The organism is Corynebacterium glyciniphilum AJ 3170 (genome assembly GCF_007673095.1).
Taxonomy (GTDB): domain Bacteria; phylum Actinomycetota; class Actinomycetes; order Mycobacteriales; family Mycobacteriaceae; genus Corynebacterium.
On sequence record NZ_VDYZ01000002.1, the window covers coordinates 76,252 to 95,668 of the forward strand.

General features: G+C 64.3%; 13 protein-coding genes. 3 read left to right on the top strand and 10 right to left on the bottom strand.

All coding sequences use genetic code 11. The features are described from left to right. The first annotated feature begins 39 nt into the window (after positions 1-39). From FS507_RS02375 to FS507_RS02385, 3 genes are read left to right on the top strand one after another with little or no spacing between them, the layout of a single operon-like run. On the top strand, positions 40-1,128 hold the full coding sequence (locus FS507_RS02375) for a FecCD family ABC transporter permease (protein ID WP_145941236.1): 1,089 nt from the start codon (positions 40-42) through the stop codon (positions 1,126-1,128). Continuing rightward, a complete protein-coding gene (locus FS507_RS02380) occupies positions 1,125-2,231 on the top strand; it encodes a FecCD family ABC transporter permease (RefSeq protein ID WP_260853118.1) in 1,107 nt (368 codons plus the stop codon). Before FS507_RS02375 ends, FS507_RS02380 begins: the two co-directional genes overlap by 4 nt. A gap of 22 nt (positions 2,232-2,253) precedes the next feature. Beyond that, complete coding sequence (locus FS507_RS02385) at positions 2,254-3,156, top strand: ABC transporter ATP-binding protein (protein WP_145941237.1); 903 nt, start codon at positions 2,254-2,256, stop codon at positions 3,154-3,156. Here FS507_RS02385 and FS507_RS02390 read toward each other — a convergent pair. From FS507_RS02390 to rpoB, 10 genes are all read right to left on the bottom strand, one after another. After that, entirely contained in the window at positions 3,143-3,601 is a 459-nt protein-coding gene (locus tag FS507_RS02390) for a pyrimidine dimer DNA glycosylase/endonuclease V (protein WP_145941238.1), read from the bottom strand. The two genes, FS507_RS02385 and FS507_RS02390, sit on opposite strands and share 14 nt — an antisense overlap. A gap of 58 nt (positions 3,602-3,659) precedes the next feature. Further along, positions 3,660-4,826 carry an isochorismate synthase gene (locus FS507_RS02395; protein ID WP_186314525.1) on the bottom strand — a complete coding sequence of 389 codons (1,167 nt, stop codon included), beginning with the start codon at positions 4,824-4,826 and terminating at the stop codon, positions 3,660-3,662. A gap of 19 nt (positions 4,827-4,845) precedes the next feature. After that, positions 4,846-5,613: an SDR family oxidoreductase gene (locus tag FS507_RS02400; protein ID WP_145941240.1), complete on the bottom strand. Its 768-nt coding sequence runs from the start codon at positions 5,611-5,613 to the stop codon at positions 4,846-4,848. Between the two features lies 1 nt (position 5,614). Continuing rightward, positions 5,615-6,283 carry an isochorismatase family protein gene (locus FS507_RS02405; protein WP_145941241.1) on the bottom strand — a complete coding sequence of 223 codons (669 nt, stop codon included), beginning with the start codon at positions 6,281-6,283 and terminating at the stop codon, positions 5,615-5,617. 260 nt (positions 6,284-6,543) lie between these two features. Continuing rightward, positions 6,544-7,734, bottom strand: coding sequence for an elongation factor Tu (gene tuf, locus FS507_RS02410; RefSeq protein ID WP_145941242.1), 1,191 nt, complete (start codon positions 7,732-7,734; stop codon positions 6,544-6,546). Between the two features lie 416 nt (positions 7,735-8,150). Continuing rightward, the gene (fusA, locus tag FS507_RS02415; protein WP_145941243.1) at positions 8,151-10,277 is read right to left on the bottom strand and encodes an elongation factor G; all 2,127 of its coding nucleotides are present in this window, start codon (positions 10,275-10,277) and stop codon (positions 8,151-8,153) included. 115 nt (positions 10,278-10,392) lie between these two features. Further along, entirely contained in the window at positions 10,393-10,863 is a 471-nt protein-coding gene (gene rpsG, locus FS507_RS02420) for a 30S ribosomal protein S7 (RefSeq protein ID WP_145941244.1), read from the bottom strand. Between the two features lie 3 nt (positions 10,864-10,866). Next, the gene (gene rpsL / locus FS507_RS02425; protein WP_038546228.1) at positions 10,867-11,238 is read right to left on the bottom strand and encodes a 30S ribosomal protein S12; all 372 of its coding nucleotides are present in this window, start codon (positions 11,236-11,238) and stop codon (positions 10,867-10,869) included. Positions 11,239-11,785: 547 nt separating this feature from the next. Next, positions 11,786-15,757 (bottom strand): DNA-directed RNA polymerase subunit beta', encoded by a 3,972-nt coding sequence (locus FS507_RS02430; protein ID WP_145941245.1) that lies wholly within the window; start codon positions 15,755-15,757, stop codon positions 11,786-11,788. A 90-nt stretch (positions 15,758-15,847) separates the two neighbouring features. Further along, the gene (gene rpoB, locus FS507_RS02435) at positions 15,848-19,342 is read right to left on the bottom strand and encodes a DNA-directed RNA polymerase subunit beta (RefSeq protein ID WP_186314526.1); all 3,495 of its coding nucleotides are present in this window, start codon (positions 19,340-19,342) and stop codon (positions 15,848-15,850) included. Between the last annotated feature and the right edge of the window lie 75 nt (positions 19,343-19,417).

Genomic DNA, 19,417 nt, shown 5'->3' on the forward strand with positions numbered 1-19,417 from the left:
GCGTGGTCTCCGGCTGGGTTCGGGACCCCCCACGTGCCCATGACACACACCCTGAACACACGGCAGGATGCCGTCGCCGGAACCCCGGACCCGGAGGGCCGTTCCCCGGGGCTGACCGGTACAGCCGGTTTATACACCAAACGTGCCGTCGGTCTCGCGGCCCTGCTCGCCGTACTTCTCTTCGCGTTCATCGCCAGTCTCGCACACGGAGCCAACCCGATCCCCTATGCGGACGTGTGGGACGCCATCTGGAACCGTGGCGAGAACGAAGCCTCCTACATCGTCTGGGACCAGCGGTTTCCACGGACGGTCATCGCCGTGGTCACAGGTGCTGCTTTCGCCCTGTCCGGAGCACTAATCCAGGCACTCACCCGGAACCCCCTGGCCGACTCCGGCATCCTGGGTGTCAACGCCGGCGCGGGACTCGCCGTGACCGTCGGGGTCGGGGTATTCGGCATCGCGGGAATCACCCAGTACATCTGGTTCGCATTCATCGGTGCGGCAGCGACGACAATCCTGGTGTACATCATCGGGCTCGCCGGCGGCGCACGGGGCGCCAACCCGGCCACCCTCGTCCTGGCGGGTGTCGCACTCGCCGCGGTGTTCGGGGGAGTCACCAGCTTCCTCCAGCTCATCGACCCCGACACCTTCGAGGCCATCCGCAACTGGAACCTGGGGTCGGTAGCCAGGACCTCCCTTGACGACGCCCAGGCGGTGCTGCCGTTCCTGCTCCTCGGCTTCGTCCTGGCGGTCATCGTCTCCACCGACCTGAACTCGATCGCGCTGGGCGATGACCTCGCCGCCTCACTCGGCACCAAAGTCGTACGTGCCAGGATCCTCACCATCCTCGCCGTCACCGTGCTCGCCGGTGGTGCCACGGCGCTCACCGGCGGTATCGGCTTCGTGGGGCTGATGGTCCCCCACGTCGTGCGCTGGATCGTGGGGCCAGACCAGCGGTGGATCTTCTTCTACTGTCTGATCGGTGGCCCAGTCATGGTCCTCCTGGCGGACACACTCGGTCGTGTCATCGCCCGCCCGGGCGAGATCGAGGTCGGCATCCTCACCGCCGTCATCGGCGCTCCAGTGCTTATCGCGCTGGTCCGAAGGAAGAACGCGAGCGGCCTGTGAAAACACCAACTAAAGCTCCGGCGACGATCTCCACGACCCCGATCGACTTCGGTTACGCCTCGCGCACCGTCCGTACTTCGTTCACCGACCATCGGATCCACATCCGGTCAGGTGTGGTCGCTTTTCTCTTCATCGGCTCCGCCGCCCTGTTGGCACTCATCGCCATCGGCATCGGTCAGTATCCACTCAATCCCCTGGAGGTGTTCAACGCGATCATCGGTAATGGTGAACGGTTCCACCGGATTGTCGTCGTCGAGTGGCGGATGCCGGTGGCCATCGCCGCAGTTTTCTTCGGTGCACTGCTGGGTATCGGCGGCGCCGTATTCCAGTCGATGACGAGGAACCCGCTCGGTTCCCCGGACATCATCGGCTTCGACGCCGGCTCTTTTACCGCCGTCACCGTGACGATGCTGGTCACCGGCTCGACTGCCTACTGGAACATCGCCTTTGCTGCCATCATCGGCGGTATCATCACCGCCTTCATCGTGTTCATGCTCGCCCGGAAAAACAAGTCGGTCCAGAGCTTCCGTCTGATCATCGTCGGTATCGGTGTCTCCGCGACTCTGGGGTCACTTAATGCCTACCTGATCACCCGTGCTGACGTCGAGGACGCCATGATGGTCGGATTCTGGTCTGCCGGTTCAATCAACCGGGTCACCTGGCAGTCACTGGTGCCGGTACTGGCGCTCGGCATCCTGGTGATCGTCTTGATCGCCCTGCTTGCTCCGGCATTGAAGCAGATGGAGCTGGGCGACGACGCGGCCACCACCCAGGGCATCAACGTCGAACGTACGCGGCTCGCCCTGATGATCACCGGCGTGGCGACAACCGCCCTGGTAACCGCCGCAGCCGGCCCTATCGGCTTCATCGCCCTGGTGGCGCCGCAACTGGCCCGGCGGATAGCCGGCACACCAGGAGTGACCGTCCTCGGCGCAGCCGCCGTCGGTGCAGCTCTGCTGACTTTTGCGCACTTCCTTTCCTTGGTGATCGCCCAGTTCTACCGTTCCATCCCTGTGGGGCTGCTCACCGTGAGCGTCGGCGGAATCTACATGATCTGGCTCCTGGTCCGTGAAGCGCGGAAACAATACGGCACCCCGAAATAGACCAACTAACGGAATACACCTAATGACTGACTCAACGTACGGCCCCTCGGCCCGTTTGCAGGCCATCGACGCCACCATCGGTTATGACCAACGGATCATCTCCACCGATCTTTCGGTGGACATCCCCCACCAGTCCTTTACCGCCATCATCGGCCCCAACGGGTGCGGAAAGTCCACGCTGCTCCGAGCACTTGCCCGGGTTCTCTCCCCTGTGAAGGGGAAAGTCCTCCTCGACGACAAACCGATCTCATCATACGGAGCCAAAGAGGTCGCAAGGGTACTTGGCCTCCTCCCGCAGACGTCCCTGGCACCCGACGGGATCCGCGTCGCCGATCTCGTCGCCCGCGGCCGCGCGCCGTATCAGTCACTCTTCCACCAGTGGTCCCGGGAGGACGAGGCCGCGGTCCAACAAGCGCTGGAGTCCACGCGCACGGACACCCTGTCCGGGCGACTCGTCGCGGAGCTCTCAGGAGGACAGCGCCAACGTGTGTGGGTCGCGATGCTCCTGGCCCAACAGACACCAATCATGTTGCTCGATGAACCGACGACATTCCTGGACATCGCTCATCAGTACGAACTGATGGAACTGCTTCGCACGTTCCACGACCACGGCAAAACCGTCGTCACCGTCCTGCACGACCTGAACCAGGCGTGCCGGTACGCGGGACATCTCATTGTCATGCGCGACGGAGAGATCGTCACCACCGGTGCCCCCGCAGATGTGATGACTCCTGCTCTCGTCGAAGAGGTATTCGGACTGCGCTCTATGGTGGTGCCCGACCCCGTCACGGGAACACCCACCATCGTGCCGCTTGACCCGCGACAGGACGGCAACGTCCTCTCACCGGTGAATCCCAGTCATGAAGAGCAGCGGGACCATGCCGAGCCGCGGGAACCGCGACCCGTCGAGTCTACTGTCGAGTGACGCTGACGACCTCCCACTCCTCAACGTCGCCCGGTACACCGCGGAACAGGGGATGGCACCGAATATCATGCAACTGCTCCGCTGGAAGTTTCACCAGCCACTCCGGTGCGCGCCCGGCGACTTTCCTGCGCAGGTGCTGCAGTTCATAACGAAGTTGCCCCTGGGTCACCGTGATCGCGGACAGCTCGTCGGGAGTGGACGTATCACGAATACGTGCCGCATCGAACCGGTAGCCACGCGCCGTCGCCTCCTGATGGAGAGCGAAGAGATAGGCGGCGATCGCCGAGGTGGGGGCATCGTGTTCACGGAATCGCCTGAGCTGGGGGTGCGCCTTGTAGCCGCGGGTCCCGCCCTCAAGCACTTTCTGCGCGAGCAGGGCTTCGCGCCAGCAGGCGACGAGGGCGGCGCGGTCCAGAATCGAGGGGTGCAGGCTCCACAGTCGCATACCGGGCAATCGTACGCTGCGAACCCGTCTCCGTCGTTTCCGTCGCTTCCGCCGGCCGTCAGACAGTGACGGGACGGCGTTGCTGGTTCTGCAACACCCGCGCGAAGGTCGCGAACTTGGTCGCGGTCTCCCGGTGTTCTTCCTCCGGTACCGACTCTGAGACGATACCCGCGCCTGCGAACAACTGAGCCCGGCTACCGGACACCACGCCTCCGCGCAGCGACAGTGCCCATTCGGCATTCCCTTCCGCGTCGACCCAGCCGACCAGACCCGAGTACATCCCCCGGTCGAAATCCTCGAGTTCCGTGATGACCTCACGGGCCGTCGCCGTCGGCCAACCACAGACGGCAGGTGTCGGATGCAGATCATAGAGCATCCTCATGAAGGCACCCGGAGAACCTGCCTGAGGCAACCTGCCGGTGATCCTGCTCCCGAGGTGGAGGATGACCGGGGTCGACACCACGCTGGGCGCCTCCGGGACGACGACGCTCTCTGCATACCGGTGGAAGACCTCACCCACCTGTCGCACGACGTGCGCGTGCTCAGCCCGGTCTTTCGGGGAGTTCAACAGCCCCCGGGTGAGATCGCGGTCCCTGGCGGGGTTCTCCCTGTCCCGGGGAACTGAACCAGCCAGCGGGCAGCTCGTCACCGCGCCACGTCGGCTACGTAGGACGAGCTCCGGGCTGGCGCCGACCAGCGTCCCTTCACCGCAGGCGTTGTCGCCTGTCGCGCCGATGTCGGTCCGGTACACGTACGCGTGGGGGTTCGCCACGCCGAGATCGCAGACCAGACGGTCGATGTCGAAGTCCTCGTCTGCGTCAAGGACGGCGGTGCGGGCCAGGACGACCTTCTCGAGATCGCCCGCGTCGATCCGTTCGACCGCCCGTGCCACCGCCTGCCGGTACCCGGGTGAGTCCGGGAGCCCGACCGGTGACGAAGACGCCGCTCCCTGCACAACGGTCGGTCCTGGGCCTTCTCCTGGGCCTTCCCCTGCGTCGTCACCCGCTGACGCCTGACGCCATGTGACGTCCTCCGGAATGTACAACGCGGCAGGACGCCCGGTGTCGAACGGGATGCACCCGACCACCGGCCCGTCATGCCCGGCGTGTGTGAGGAGTGATTCAACCGCATCGGCGACACCCGGTCCGTCCCAGGCTTCCGGTGCGACGACATGCGCGACACCCCGCGCGGTGAGCCGGTACTCCGGCGTCGAAAAATCGAACACCGCGTGCGGACCACCTAAGTCAGCGCTGGCTGGCACCACCATCGACGACCACCTCCTGGAGAGTCATGTGACGGGCACCGTCACCGGACAGAAATACGACGACTGACGCGATGTCCTCGGGACACGCGATGCGTCCCAGCGGGATACCGGACTTGTACAGGTCCGGTTGCCCAGCGACCAGGGACTCCTCTGAACCGAGCCCCTCGATCATTGACGTACGTGTCGTCCCCGGGCAGACGACGTTGCACCGTACATTCTCGCGGCCCAGCTCGAGCCCGAAGGACCTCGTCACACTACTGGCAGCCGCCTTCGACGCCGCATAGACCGCCATGGACGACCGCGGCACCGTTCCCGCGTTCGAGCCCACCGTGACAATCGACCCTCCACCGTTGGCCGCCATTCGGGGGCCGAGGGCGCGGCACATCGCGAAGACGCCGAACGCATTGACGGAGAACTGTCGGTCCCAGTCGCCGTCCGTGGCCTCCATTCCCGGGCCGGAGGCGATGACACCCGCGCCGTTGACCAGGGAGTCCACTGCACCCACCGTTTCCCAGATCTCCCGGACCACCGACTCGACCTGTCCCGAATCCCCCACGTCGAGACCTACCCGATGCAGGGCACCTGGCAGCGGGGACTCTACGCGGGTAATTCCCCGCGGATAACTGATGTCAGCGGCGGTCACCGTCTGGCCCGCAGACAGAAGCTGCGTGACGACAGCGTTCCCTATTCCACCCGCAGCGCCAGTCACCACATGATGACGTGCAGGACTGTACGACTCTGCAACCATGCTAAGCGTCCGACCCCACAGCCTGCGTCACTCGGGACGAGGACGCCAGGTCGGCCACCACGTGGTCGGTGTCGGTAACCTGGCCGCACCGTGCCGCCGCGAACGTCAGCGCTGCACGGTGGTCACCGGGCGTGAAGTCGGCCATGGCATCGGCGACGAGGAAAGGTTTGATGTCCCGCATGAACGCCGATGTGGCGGTCGCGAGACAGCCGATGTGGGCGTAGACGCCGGCGATGATGAGCTGGTCCCGGCCGTCCGCGGCGAGTATCTCCTCCAGGTCTGAACGGGAGAACGCGTCATAGCGCCATTTGGTCAGGACCGTGTCCGCCGCACGGGGCGACAGGGCGTCGACGATCTCCGCCTCCGTCTCCTCCTGCAGGCCGGGGCCCCAGAAGTCCCACAACAGGCCACGCTCGGCCGGATCCTGGTTGGGGGGCTGGGCGGTATAGAACACGGGGATGTCTGCGTCCACCGCGGCCCGACGCAGCGACCGGATGTTGTCGATGACTGTCGCGATCATCGGCGAGTCTGCGCCGAACGCGTCGATAAAGTAGTTCTGCATGTCATGGATCAGCAGAGCGGCGTGAGGGGCGTCCACCTGCCAATCGGCCCGACTGTTCGGCAGGTCAGCTGCCACCGGCAGCTGATATGACTGGATAGAGGGAAGCACTGCGTCCTCCTTGAGGGAGAGAGATGTGAGGGACTGGTACCACCCGCCGGGCGGCACGCAGCGTACCCTACCCTGTATTCGGGTATGGCAGACCTACTTATGGCATTTCTCACAACGATGACCGGGGCCGCCGGGATTGGGGTCCCTGTTCCTGTACACCGACCGCAGACACAGATCAGCCCCCACCCGTCGTACGGATGGGGGCTGAAAGTCGTTCAGCGCCTCCGGGAGGAGACGAAGACGAAGCCTGTCAGATCAGACTACTTGTTGATCTTGGTGACACGGCCGGCGCCGACGGTGCGGCCACCCTCACGGATGGCGAACCGCAGACCCTCGTCCATGGCGACCGGCTGGATCAGGGTGACGCTCATGTCGACGTTGTCGCCGGGCATGACCATCTCGGTGCCCTCCGGCAGCTTCACGACGCCGGTGACGTCGGTGGTGCGGAAGTAGAACTGCGGGCGGTAGTTGTCGAAGAACGGGGTGTGGCGGCCGCCCTCATCCTTGGACAGGATGTAGACGGAGCCCTCGAACTCGGTGTGCGGGGTGTATGCGCCGGGCTTGGCGATAACCTGGCCGCGCTCGACGTCCTCGCGCTTCAGGCCACGGAGCAGCAGTGCGGCGTTGTCGCCGGCCTCTGCGGAGTCCAGCAGCTTGTTGAACATCTCGATGGAGGTCACCGTGGTCTTGGTGGACTTCTCGCGGATGCCGATGATCTCGATCTCGTCGTTCAGGTTCAGCTGACCGCGCTCGACACGGCCGGTGACGACGGTGCCGCGACCGGTGATCGTGAAGATGTCCTCGACGGGCATGAGGAACGGCTTGTCGGTCTCGCGCTCCGGATCCGGGATGGACTCGTCGCAGGCCTTCATGAGGTCGACGATGGCCTGGGTCCACTTCGGGTCACCCTCGAGTGCCTTCAGAGCGGAGATCTGAACGATCGGGGCCTCTTCGTCGTAGTCCTGCTCAGCCAGAAGCTCGCGGACCTCCATCTCGACGAGCTCGATGAGGTCCTCATCGTCAACCATGTCGCACTTGTTCAGGGCGACGAGGATGTAGGGCACACCGACCTGGCGGGCCAGGAGGACGTGCTCACGGGTCTGCGGCATCGGGCCGTCGGTGGCGGCGACAACGAGGATCGCGCCGTCCATCTGAGCAGCACCGGTGATCATGTTCTTGATGTAGTCGGCGTGACCCGGGGCGTCCACGTGTGCGTAGTGGCGCTTCTCCGTCTGGTACTCGACGTGGGAGATGTTGATCGTGATACCACGCTCGCGCTCCTCCGGCGCCTTGTCGATCGCGTCGAAAGCGAAGGCGTGGTTGAGCTCCGGGTAGGTGTCAGCCAGAACCTTCGTGATCGCGGCAGTCGTCGTGGTCTTGCCGTGGTCGACGTGACCGATGGTGCCGATGTTAACGTGCGGCTTAGTACGCTCGAACTTAGCCTTCGCCACTGTGATGTCCTCCTGGACTCTTCGGTGACTACGACTTTCGCAGCCACGTGGGGTTGTATTTTTCCGGTACCGGGTCCACCGCTGATCGCAGCGGCCGGAACACCGGAATCTTTCATTGTGCCGATTACAGCATCGTACAGCGCGTTGGCGGCCGTGACATCCCCGCACCGGAAACGGCGGGACTGAAAGGGCTTCCTGCCTTCACGCAGGTGCTGGGTAACGGCCAGCACTCTGCATCCTACTGCAACCAGCGCCGCAGGAAAAACTGCGTGGTGACGGCTGGTTGTGAGGATACCGGGTGCTGGCCCCTACCCTCCCGTAAGCAAGCGTCCGGTCCCCGGGGGTTTCCGGGGACGGCCGGGTGGAACGGGGAGGCGAGGACATGACCGTCGGGGGTTCCCGACAGCTACCGGAACTTAGGCGTTGCCGGTGCGCTCAGCGATGATCTCCGTCGCGACAGAGGAGGGGACCTCGCCGTAGGAGTCGAAGATCATGGTGTAGTTCGCACGGCCCTGCGTCTTGGAACGCAGGTCGCCGACGTAACCGAACATCTCGGACAGCGGGACCTTGCCCTTGACGACCTTCGCACCGGAGCGGTCCTCCATCGCGGAGACCTGACCGCGGCGCGAGTTGATGTCGCCGATGACCTCACCCATGAACTCCTCAGGGGTGGTGACCTCGACGGCCATCAGCGGCTCGAGCAGGACCGGCTTCGCCTTGGCGACGCCTTCCTTCAGCGCCTGGGAGCCGGCGATCTTGAACGCCATCTCGGAGGAGTCGACGTCGTGGTACTGACCGTCGATGAGCGTGGCCTTGATATCGACCAGGGGGAAGCCGGCCAGGTAGCCGTACTGCATGGCGTCCTGGATACCGGCGTCGACGGAGGGGATGTACTCCTTCGGGATACGACCACCGGTGACGGCGTTGACGAACTTGTAGCTCGGGTCCTCGCCTTCCTCCAGTTCGTCGGCCTCGGGGTTGTACGGCTCGAGAGCGATGATCACCTTCGCGAACTGGCCGGAACCACCGGTCTGCTTCTTGTGGGTGAACTCGATCTTCTCGACCGGCTTGCGGATCGTCTCGCGGTAGGCGACCTGCGGAGCGCCCACGTTGGCCTCGACCTTGAATTCACGCTTCATGCGGTCGACGAAGACGTCGAGGTGCAGCTCGCCCATACCACCGATGATGGTCTGGCCGGTCTCGTCGTCGAGGTTGACGGTGAAGGTGGGGTCCTCTTCCGTCAGACGCTGGATGGCGACACCCAGCTTCTCCTGGTCGGACTTGGTCTTCGGCTCGATGGAGACCTTGATGACGGGCTCCGGGAAGTCCATGGACTCCAGCAGGATCGGGTCATTGGTGTCACACAGGGTGTCACCGGTGGTGGTCTCCTTGAGACCGATCATCGCGTAGATGTTACCGGCGTGGGCCTTGTCGACCGGGTTCTCCTTGTTGGCGTGCATCTGGAAGAGCTTGCCCACGCGCTCCTTCTTGCCGGTGACGGCATTCAGGACCTGCTGGCCGGGCTCGACGTTTCCGGAGTAGACACGAACGAAAGTGAGCTTACCGAAGAACGGGTGCGCGGCGATCTTGAAGGCCAGGGCGGAGAACGGCTCATCGTCGCTGGGCTTGCGGGACATCTCGACGTCCTCGTGGCCCGGCTTGTGGCCCTGGATGTTCTCGACGTCCAGCGGGGACGGCAGGAAGTCGATGACAGCGTCGAGAACCGGCTGGATGCCCTTGTTGTGGTAGGCGGTACCACAGAAGACCGGGTAGATCTCGGAGTTGATCGTCATCTTGCGGATCGCGGCCTTGATCTCCTCGAGGGAGAGCTCCTCACCCGCGAAGTACTTCTCCATCAGAGCCTCATCGGACTCGGCGACGGACTCGAGCAGCTTCTCGCGGTACTCAGCGGCCTTGTCGGCCAACTCAGCCGGGATCTCCTCGTAGGTCGGCTCGGCACCGACCTCGACGCGACCCCGCCAGGTGATCGCCTGCATCGTCAGCAGGTCGACAACGCCGTCGAAGTCGTCCTCGGCACCGATCGGCAACTGCATGACCAACGGCTTGGCGCCGAGACGGTCGATGATGGTCTGCACGGTGAAGTAGAAGTCAGCGCCCAGCTTGTCCATCTTGTTGACGAAGCAGATGCGCGGGACGTCGTACTTGTCGGCCTGACGCCAGACCTGCTCGGACTGGGGCTCGACGCCCTCTTTACCGTCGAAGACGGCGACAGCACCGTCGAGGACGCGCAGGGAGCGCTCGACCTCGACCGTGAAGTCGACGTGACCAGGCGTGTCGATGATGTTGACCTGGTTGTCGTCCCAGAAACACGTGACGGCGGCGGAGGTGATCGTGATGCCACGCTCCTTCTCCTGCTCCATCCAGTCCGTGGTGGAGGCACCGTCGTGCGTCTCGCCGACCTTGCGGTTGATGCCGGTGTAGTAGAGGATGCGCTCGGTGGTCGTGGTCTTACCGGCATCGATGTGCGCCATGATGCCGATATTGCGGACCTTCTTCAGGTCCTTCTGCACTTCTTGTGCCACAGTCTATTCCCTCAATGTAGTCGGAATGTCGTAGATGATTGTGCCATCGACCGGGCGACCACGCAGGTTCTACACCGGCCGGGGAGGACCCTGCCGACGGCAGGGTCCTCTCAGGTCACCAGCGGTAGTGGGCGAAGGCGCGGTTGGCCTCGGCCATCTTGTGGGTGTCCTCACGACGCTTGACGGAGGCACCGAGACCGTTGGATGCGTCAAGGATCTCGTTGGCGAGACGCTCGGTCATGGTGTTCTCACGACGCTGACGGGTGAAGGTGACCAGCCAGCGCAGTGCCAGGGTGGTGGAACGACCGGGACGGACCTCGACCGGCACCTGGTAGGTGGCGCCACCGACACGACGGGAGCGGACCTCGAGGGCCGGCTTCACGTTGTCGAGCGCCTTCTTCAGGGTGAGGACCGGGTCGGTGCCGGTCTTCTCACGGCAGACCTCGAGAGCACCGTAGACGATGCGCTCGGCGGTCGACTTCTTACCGTCCAGCAGAACCTTGTTCACGAGCTGGGAGACGATGACGTCGTCGTAGACCGGGTCCTTGACGAGGGGGCGTACGGGTGCGGGACCTTTACGAGGCATGTGCTACTTCTCCTTCTTCGCGCCGTAGCGGGAACGGGCCTGCTTGCGGTCCTTGACACCCTGGGTGTCGAGGGATCCACGGACGATCTTGTAACGGACACCCGGAAGGTCCTTCACACGTCCGCCACGAACGAGCACCATGGAGTGCTCCTGGAGGTTGTGACCCTCGCCCGGGATGTAGGCGGAAACCTCGATGCCGGAGGTGAGTCGCACACGGGCGACCTTACGGAGAGCCGAGTTCGGCTTCTTGGGGGTGGTGGTGTACACACGGGTGCACACGCCACGACGCTGCGGCGAGCCCTTCAGGGCAGCCGTGGCAACCTTGCCAGACTTGTCGTGGCGGCCCTTGCGGACCAGCTGCTGGATAGTAGGCATTAACCGACTTTCTGCTTGTTCGTGTCCTGCCGTGACCCCGGGCTCTTCCGGCACTCAACCGGTGGGCCCTCGTGGTCGGACGAGACCTTCTTCGAGATCATTTCCCTGCTGTTCACGAGCGTCTTGTTTTGAACGTGCCGAAACCCCTCAGCCGCTCTCGCTGGCCTACGGGGTAGAAGTTCATATCGGCCGGAAGACCGGCAGACGCGTCCTGATAAGTGGGACTGTGGCCTGACACTACCCGACACGCCGGTTACCACCAAATTCAGGGTATCCGGTGGACTACGGAACGGTTCACCAGAAGGCGATACGCCTGTACCATCCTGTCCTCGCAGACCGCACGCGGGTTCGGACACCCGGCAGCCCGCATGCGGGAGTCGCCGTTTTCCTGATACAGATGTAACACTTCGCTGCCACTCCCCCGAACGTGTCTTGAGCCGTCTCCTCGGACGGATGCCCCTGGCAGCCGATCAGTACCCGGAAAAGCCGAAACCCGGCCCCTGCGAAAAGCAGGAGCCGGGTGAGGTGACCGCGTGGACGGGAGCTGTCAGTTCAGGTCGATGTCGTCGAGCGGGACGGCGGCACCGGTGAACTCCCCGTAGGAGTCGTCTCCGTAGAAACCGTCGCCGAAGGTCGACGGCAGCTGGTACGCAGCTGCACGTGCTTCCTCGGTCGGCTCCACGGCGATGTTGCGGTACTTGGAGATACCCGTACCTGCCGGGATCAGCTTACCGATGATGACGTTCTCCTTGAGCCCGATGAGCTTGTCGGAGCGCTTGTTGATCGCGGCGTCGGTGAGAACACGGGTCGTCTCCTGGAAGGACGCGGCCGACAACCATGAATCGGTGGCCAGCGAGGCCTTGGTGATACCCATGATCTCGGCACGGACCTCCACCGGACGGCCGCCCGTCTGGACGGCAGCCTTGGAGGCGGCGACCGCGTCAGCGTGATCCACCAGGGAGCCCGGCAGGTACTCGGTCGAGCCGGAGTCGATGACGGTCACACGACGCAGCATCTGGCGCACGATGATCTCGATGTGCTTGTCGTGGATGGCCACACCCTGATCGCGGTAGACCTTCTGGACCTCGTTGATCAGGTGCTGCTGGACGCCGCGGCGCCCCATCACGCGGAGCACCTCGTGAGGATCCGCGGAGCCCTTCAGGAGCTGCTGACCGCGGACGACGCTGTCGCCGTCCTTGATCTGGCGCTCGAAGTCACCGACCTTGATGACCGCGAGGCCCTGGCGCTTCGACAGCTTCTCGTACACGACCTCGTCGGAACCGTCCGCGGGGATGATCGTCAGAGTGTAGAAGTTGTCGTCGTCCTCGATGCGGACCTTGCCGTCGACCGAGGCGATCGGGGCCTTGGCCTTCGGGACACGCGCCTCGAACAGCTCCTGGACACGGGGCAGACCGCCGGTGATGTCTCCACCGACACCACCCTGGTGGAAGGTGCGCATCGTCAGCTGCGTACCGGGCTCACCGATGGACTGCGCGGCGACGATACCGACAGCCTCACCGATGTCGACCTTCTTACCGGTCGCCATGGACCGGCCGTAGCAGGTCGCGCACACCCCGGTGGCAGTGTCACAGGTCATCACGGAGCGAACCTTGATGGACGCGACTCCGGCGTCGACGAGCCGCTGGATCTCCGGGTCTCCGAGATCCTGGCCAGCGGGGATGACGACATTGCCCGACGGATCCACCGCATCGGCGGCGAGGAAGCGGCCGGTGGCGGCAGTCTCGACGAACTCCGCACGACGGAAGCTACCGGTCTCGTTGCCTTCTGCGTCCAGAACCGGTTCAGCCAACGGGATCGTGACACCCTTGGACGTCTCGCAGTCGTCCTCGCGCACGATGACGTCCTGCGCCACGTCCACCAGACGACGGGTCAGGTAACCGGAGTCCGCGGTACGCAGAGCCGTGTCAGCCAGGCCCTTACGGGAACCGTGGGAGTTGTTGAAGTACTCCAACACCGACAGGCCTTCACGGAAGGACGTCTTGATCGGACGCGTGATGTAGTCACCACGCGAGTTCGTCACCATGCCCTTCATGCCGGCCAGGGTCCAGATCTGACGCATGTTGCCCGCGGCGCCGGACTTCACGATCATCGGGATCGGGTTGTCGTCCGGGTACAGCTTCTCGACGGACTCACCGACGAAGTCAGTGGCTTCCTTCCACAGGTCGACCAGGGAGTTGTACCGCTCCGTCGCGTTGATCTTGCCGCGTGCCATCTTCTTCTCGATGACGCGGGCGCGATCCTCGTAACGGTCGAGAATCTCCTTCTTGTTCGGCAGGACCAGCACGTCGTGCATGGTGATGGTCACACCCGAACGGGTCGCCCAGTAGAAGCCGGCGTCCTTCAGCTTGTCCACGGTCTGGGCGACCGTGATCATCGGGTACTTGGCGGCAAGGTCGTTGATGACCGCGGCCTGCGGCTTCTTCGCCATGACGTCGTCGACGAACGGGTAGTTCCAGGGCAGGAGCTCGTTGAAGAGCACACGCCCCAGCGTGGTCTCCGCAAGCCAGACCTGACCCTTCTGCCAGCCGTCGGGGAACTGCTCCGCCTCGACATCCTCCGGCGGACGGAGGTGGTCGATGCGCACCTTGATCGGGGCCTGAAGCCCCAGGACCCCACGGTCGCGGGCCATGATGGCCTCAGCCAGCGTGGAGTAGACACCCCACTCGGGCCCGTTCTCGTCGGCCGGGCGGTACGCGCCCTGGCCGCCGATCTCCTCTTCCGTCTTCTGCAGCGTCAGGAAGTAGAGACCGGTCACCATGTCCAGACGGGGCATGGCCAGCGGCTTGCCGGACGCCGGAGACAGGATGTTGTTCGAGGCGAGCATGAGGATGCGGGCCTCGGCCTGCGCCTCGTCGGACAACGGCAGGTGGACGGCCATCTGGTCACCGTCGAAGTCGGCGTTGAAGGCCTCACAGGCCAACGGGTGCAGCTGGATAGCCTTGCCCTCGACGAGCACAGGCTCGAACGCCTGGATACCCAGACGGTGCAGCGTCGGTGCGCGGTTCAGCATCACCGGGTGCTCGGCGATGGCGTCCTCGAGCACGTCCCACACCTCGGGGCGCTGGCGCTCCACCATCCGCTTGGCGGACTTGATGTTCTGCGCGTAGGACTTCTCGACCAGTCGCTTCATCACGAACGGCTTGAACAGCTCCAGGGCCATCTGCTTCGGCAGACCACACTGGTGCAGCTTCAGCTGCGGACCGACGATGATCACGGAACGGCCGGAGTAGTCGACACGCTTACCGAGCAGGTTCTGACGGAAGCGCCCCTGCTTGCCCTTCAGCAGGTCAGACAGCGACTTCAGCGGACGGTTGCCCGGGCCGGTGACCGGACGTCCACGGCGGCCGTTGTCGAACAGCGCGTCGACCGACTCCTGCAGCATGCGCTTCTCGTTGTTCACGATGATCTCGGGTGCACCGAGGTCCAGCATGCGCTTGAGACGGTTGTTGCGGTTGATCACACGACGGTAGAGATCGTTGAGGTCGGAGGTCGCGAAACGGCCACCGTCGAGCTGCACCATCGGGCGCAGCTCCGGCGGGATCACCGGGACGGCGTCGAGGACCATGCCGGCCGGGTCGTTACCGGACCGCAGGAACGCCGCGACGACCTTGAGTCGCTTGAGCGCACGCAGCTTCTTCTGGCCTTTACCGTCGCGGATGACCTCACGCAGCTTCTCCGCCTCGGCCTCGAGGTCGAAGGAGCGGATCAGCGTCTGGATGGACTCCGCACCCATGCCGCCGGTGAAGTAGTCCTCGTAGCGGTCGACGAGCTCGGTGTAGATGCCCTCGTCCACGATCATCTGCTTCGGTGCGAGCTTGACGAAGGTGTTCCAGATCTCGTCGAGACGTTCGATCTCACGCTCGGCGCGCTCACGGATGTGGCGCATCTCGCGCTCCGCAGCGGTCTGGATCTTGCGCTTCGCGTCCGCCTTGGCACCGGCGGCCTCGAGCTCGGCCAGGTCGGCCTCGAGCTTCTCGGACCGGTCAGCCAGATCGGAGTCGCGTTCGTTCTCGACTTCCTTCTTCTCGACCAGCATCTCCGCCTCGAGCGTGGTCTGGTCGTTGTGGCGACCTTCCTCGTCGACGGAGGTGATGATGTTCGCCGCGAAGTAGATGATCTTCTCGAGATCCTTCGGGGCGAGGTCGAGCAGGTATCCGAGGCGCGACGGAACGCCCTTGAAGTACCAGATGTGGGTGACCGGCGCGGCCAGTTCAACATGGCCCATGCGCTCACGCCGGACCTTGGACTTGGTCACCTCGACGCCGCAACGCTCACAGATGATGCCCTTGTAACGGACACGCTTGTACTTGCCGCAGGCACACTCCCAGTCGCGGGTAGGCCCGAAGATCCGCTCGCAGAACAGACCGTCCTTCTCGGGCTTCAGGGTGCGGTAGTTGATGGTCTCCGGCTTCTTGACCTCGCCATGTGACCAACGACGGATGTCGTCGGCGGTCGCGAGACCGATACGCAGTTCGTCAAAGAAGTTGACGTCCAGCACGTGGACTCCCTTTCCCCTCCGTCTTCATACGGAGGGCGGTAGTGCGGGTGGTGCAGTGAAAAAAGGTCAGTGCTTGTCTGGTGGTGGGAGCTATCCCACGTCGCTGTCAGCGTCCGGACGCTCGTCCCGGGACAGGTTGATGCCCAGGGCGGCATTGGCGTGGTCCAGCTCGTCGTCGTCCGTGGAGCTCAGCTCCATCGGGGAACCGTCCGCCGCGAGCACCTCGACGTTGAGGCACAGCGACTGCAGCTCCTTGAGGAGAACCTTGAAGGACTCCGGGATGCCCGGATCCGGGATGTTCTCGCCCTTGACGATGGCTTCGTACACCTTGACACGTCCCACGACATCGTCGGACTTGATGGTCAGCAGTTCCTGCAGGGTGTAGGCCGCGCCGTACGCCTGCATGGCCCACACCTCCATCTCACCGAAGCGCTGTCCACCGAACTGCGCCTTACCACCGAGCGGCTGCTGGGTGATCATCGAGTACGGGCCGGTGGACCGGGCGTGGATCTTCTCGTCGACGAGGTGGTGCAGCTTCAGCATGTACATGTAGCCCACGGAGACCGGGTACGGGAAAGGCTCACCGGAGCGGCCGTCGATGAGCTCGGCCTTGCCGTCGCCGTCCGTCAGGCGGATACCGTCACGGTTCGGACGGACCGACTTCATCAGGCCGGAAAGCTCCTCGTTGGACGCACCGTCGAACACCGGGGTCGCGGTGAGCGAGTCTGCGGGCACGTCGTAAAGATCCTCGGGAAGAGTCTCGAGCATGGCCTTGACCGTCGGGTCGTCGGAATCCGCGTCGACGGTCCAACCGTTCTTCGCCAGCCAGCCCAGGTGTGTCTCGAGGACCTGACCGATGTTCATACGACGCGGCACACCGTGCGTGTTCAGCAGGATGTCGACCGGGGTACCGTCCGGCAGGAACGGCATGTCCTCGGCGGGCAGGATCTTGCCGACGACACCCTTGTTGCCGTGGCGGCCGGCGAGCTTGTCGCCGTCCTGGATCTTGCGCTTCTGTGCGACGTACACGCGGACCATCTCGTTGACACCCGGCGACAGGTCGTCGTCGTCCTCGCGGGAGAACACCCGGACGCCGATGACCTTGCCGGTCTCGCCGTGCGGCACCTTCATGGAGGTGTCGCGGACCTCGCGGGCCTTCTCACCGAAGATCGCGCGCAGGAGACGCTCCTCCGGGGTCAGCTCGGTCTCACCCTTCGGCGTGACCTTACCGACCAGGATGTCACCGTCACGGACGTCGGCGCCGATGCGCACGATGCCCCGTTCGTCGAGGTCCGCCAGGACGTCCTCGCCCACGTTCGGGATGTCACGGGTGATCTCCTCGGGTCCGAGCTTGGTGTCCCGCGCGTCGATCTCGTGCTCCTCGATGTGGATCGAGGTCAGGATGTCCTGCTCAACCATGCGCTGGTTGAGGATGATGGCGTCCTCGTAGTTGTGGCCCTCCCACGGCATGATGGCGACCAGCAGGTTGCGGCCGAGAGCCATCTCACCGTTGTCGGTGCCGGGGCCGTCGGCGATGGCCTGGCCGGCCTCCACGCGGTCACCCTGGCTGACCAGTGGCTTCTGGTTGTAGCAGGTGCCCTGGTTGGTGCGCTCGAACTTGCGCAGCATGTAGGTGTCGCGCACGCCGTCATCATCCATGATGGTGATGTAGTCGGCCGAGACGAACTCCACCGCACCTGCCTTCGGGGACACGATCACGTCGCCGGCGTCGTAGGCGGCACGCTGCTCCATACCGGTACCCACGAACGGAGCTTCCGCACGCAGCAGCGGCACTGCCTGACGCTGCATGTTCGCACCCATGAGGGCACGGTTGGCGTCGTCGTGCTCGAGGAACGGGATCATCGCGGTCGCGACGGAGACCATCTGGCGCGGTGAGACGTCCATGTAGTCGACCCGGTCAGCCGGGACGACCTCGACGTCGCCGCCACGCAGGCGGACCTCGATCTGCTCCTCGGTGAACTGCTTGTCCGCGTTGTACGGGGTGTTCGCCTGGGCGATGATGTGGCGGTCTTCCTCGTCTGCGGTGAGGTAGTCCACCGTGTCGGTGATCTGACCGTTCTCCACACGACGGTACGGCGTCTCAATGAAACCGAACGGGTTCACCCGGGCGTAGGACGCCAGGGAACCGATCAGACCGATGTTCGGGCCCTCAGGGGTCTCGATCGGGCACATACGTCCGTAGTGGGACGGGTGCACGTCGCGGACCTCGAGGCCGGCGCGCTCACGGGACAGACCGCCCGGGCCGAGCGCGGACAGGCGACGCTTGTTGGTCAGGCCCGACAACGAGTTGTTCTGGTCCATGAACTGCGACATCTGCGAGGTTCCGAAGAACTCGCGGATCGCGGCGGAGACCGGACGCACGTTGATCAGGGAGGTCGGAGTGATGGACTCCGCGTCCTGCGTGGTCATGCGCTCGCGCACGACCCGCTCCATGCGGGACAGACCGACACGGATCTGGTTCTGGATCAGCTCGCCGACGGTACGGACGCGACGGTTACCGAAGTGGTCGATGTCGTCCGTGCCGAGCGGGATCTCCACGGAATCCGGGGAGGTCATGTCCTTTTCACCGGCGTGCAGACGCACCAGGTACTCGATGGTGGTCAGGATGTCCTGTTCGGTGAGGGTCATCGGGCCCTCACCGCCGGTGCCCAGCCCCAGCTTGCGGTTGACCTTGTAACGGCCGACCTTGGCAAGATCGTAACGGCGTGAGTTGAAGAAACTGTTCTCCAGCAGAGCCTGCGCGGAGTCACGTGTCGGAGACTCACCGGGACGCTGCTTACGGTAGATCTCCAGCAGTGCTTCGTCAGTGTTGGCGACGCCGTCCTTCTCGAGCGTCGACATCATGATCTCGGAGAAGCCGAAACGCTCGGTGATCTCCTCGGCGCTGAGCCCCAGTGCCTTCAGCAGGACGGTGACCGGCTGACGGCGCTTGCGGTCGATCCGCACACCGATGGTGTCGCGCTTGTCGACGTCGAACTCCAGCCACGCACCGCGTGACGGGATGACCTTGACGGAGTGCAGTGGACGCTCGGTGCCCGGGTCGATGGACTCGTCGAAGTACACGCCCGGGGAACGGACCAGCTGCGACACGACGACACGCTCGGTGCCGTTGATGATGAAGGTGCCCTTGTCGGTCATCATCGGGAAATCACCGATGAAGACGGTCTGGCTCTTGATCTCGCCGGAGGTGGCGTTGGTGAACTCCGCGGTGACGTACAGCGGAGCCGAGTAGTTGATGTCCTTGTCCTTGCACTCGTCGACGGTGTTCTTGACATCGTCGAAGCGCGGCTCGGACAGGACCAGGGACATGTTCTCCGAGTAGTCCTCGACAGGGGACAGCTCTTCGAGGATGTCCTCGAGACCGGAGGTGATACGAACGCCCTCCCCGGCCTCGGCCTGCTTGCGGGCACGCCACTGCGGCGTGCCGACGAGCCAGGCGAAAGAGTCCCTCTGAATGTCGAGAAGACCGGGAACCTCGATCGGGGCATCGATCTTCGCGAACGAGTGACGTTGCGAAGCTCCGGGAATTCCCGGGGTGGAACTGGTCAGGCGGGAGACTGCCAAGATGGGGTCCTTCCAGCACCTCACGTGCCTGCCGGAACCCGGTACCGGTGAATCGGTCCGGGCGGTGGCTGACAC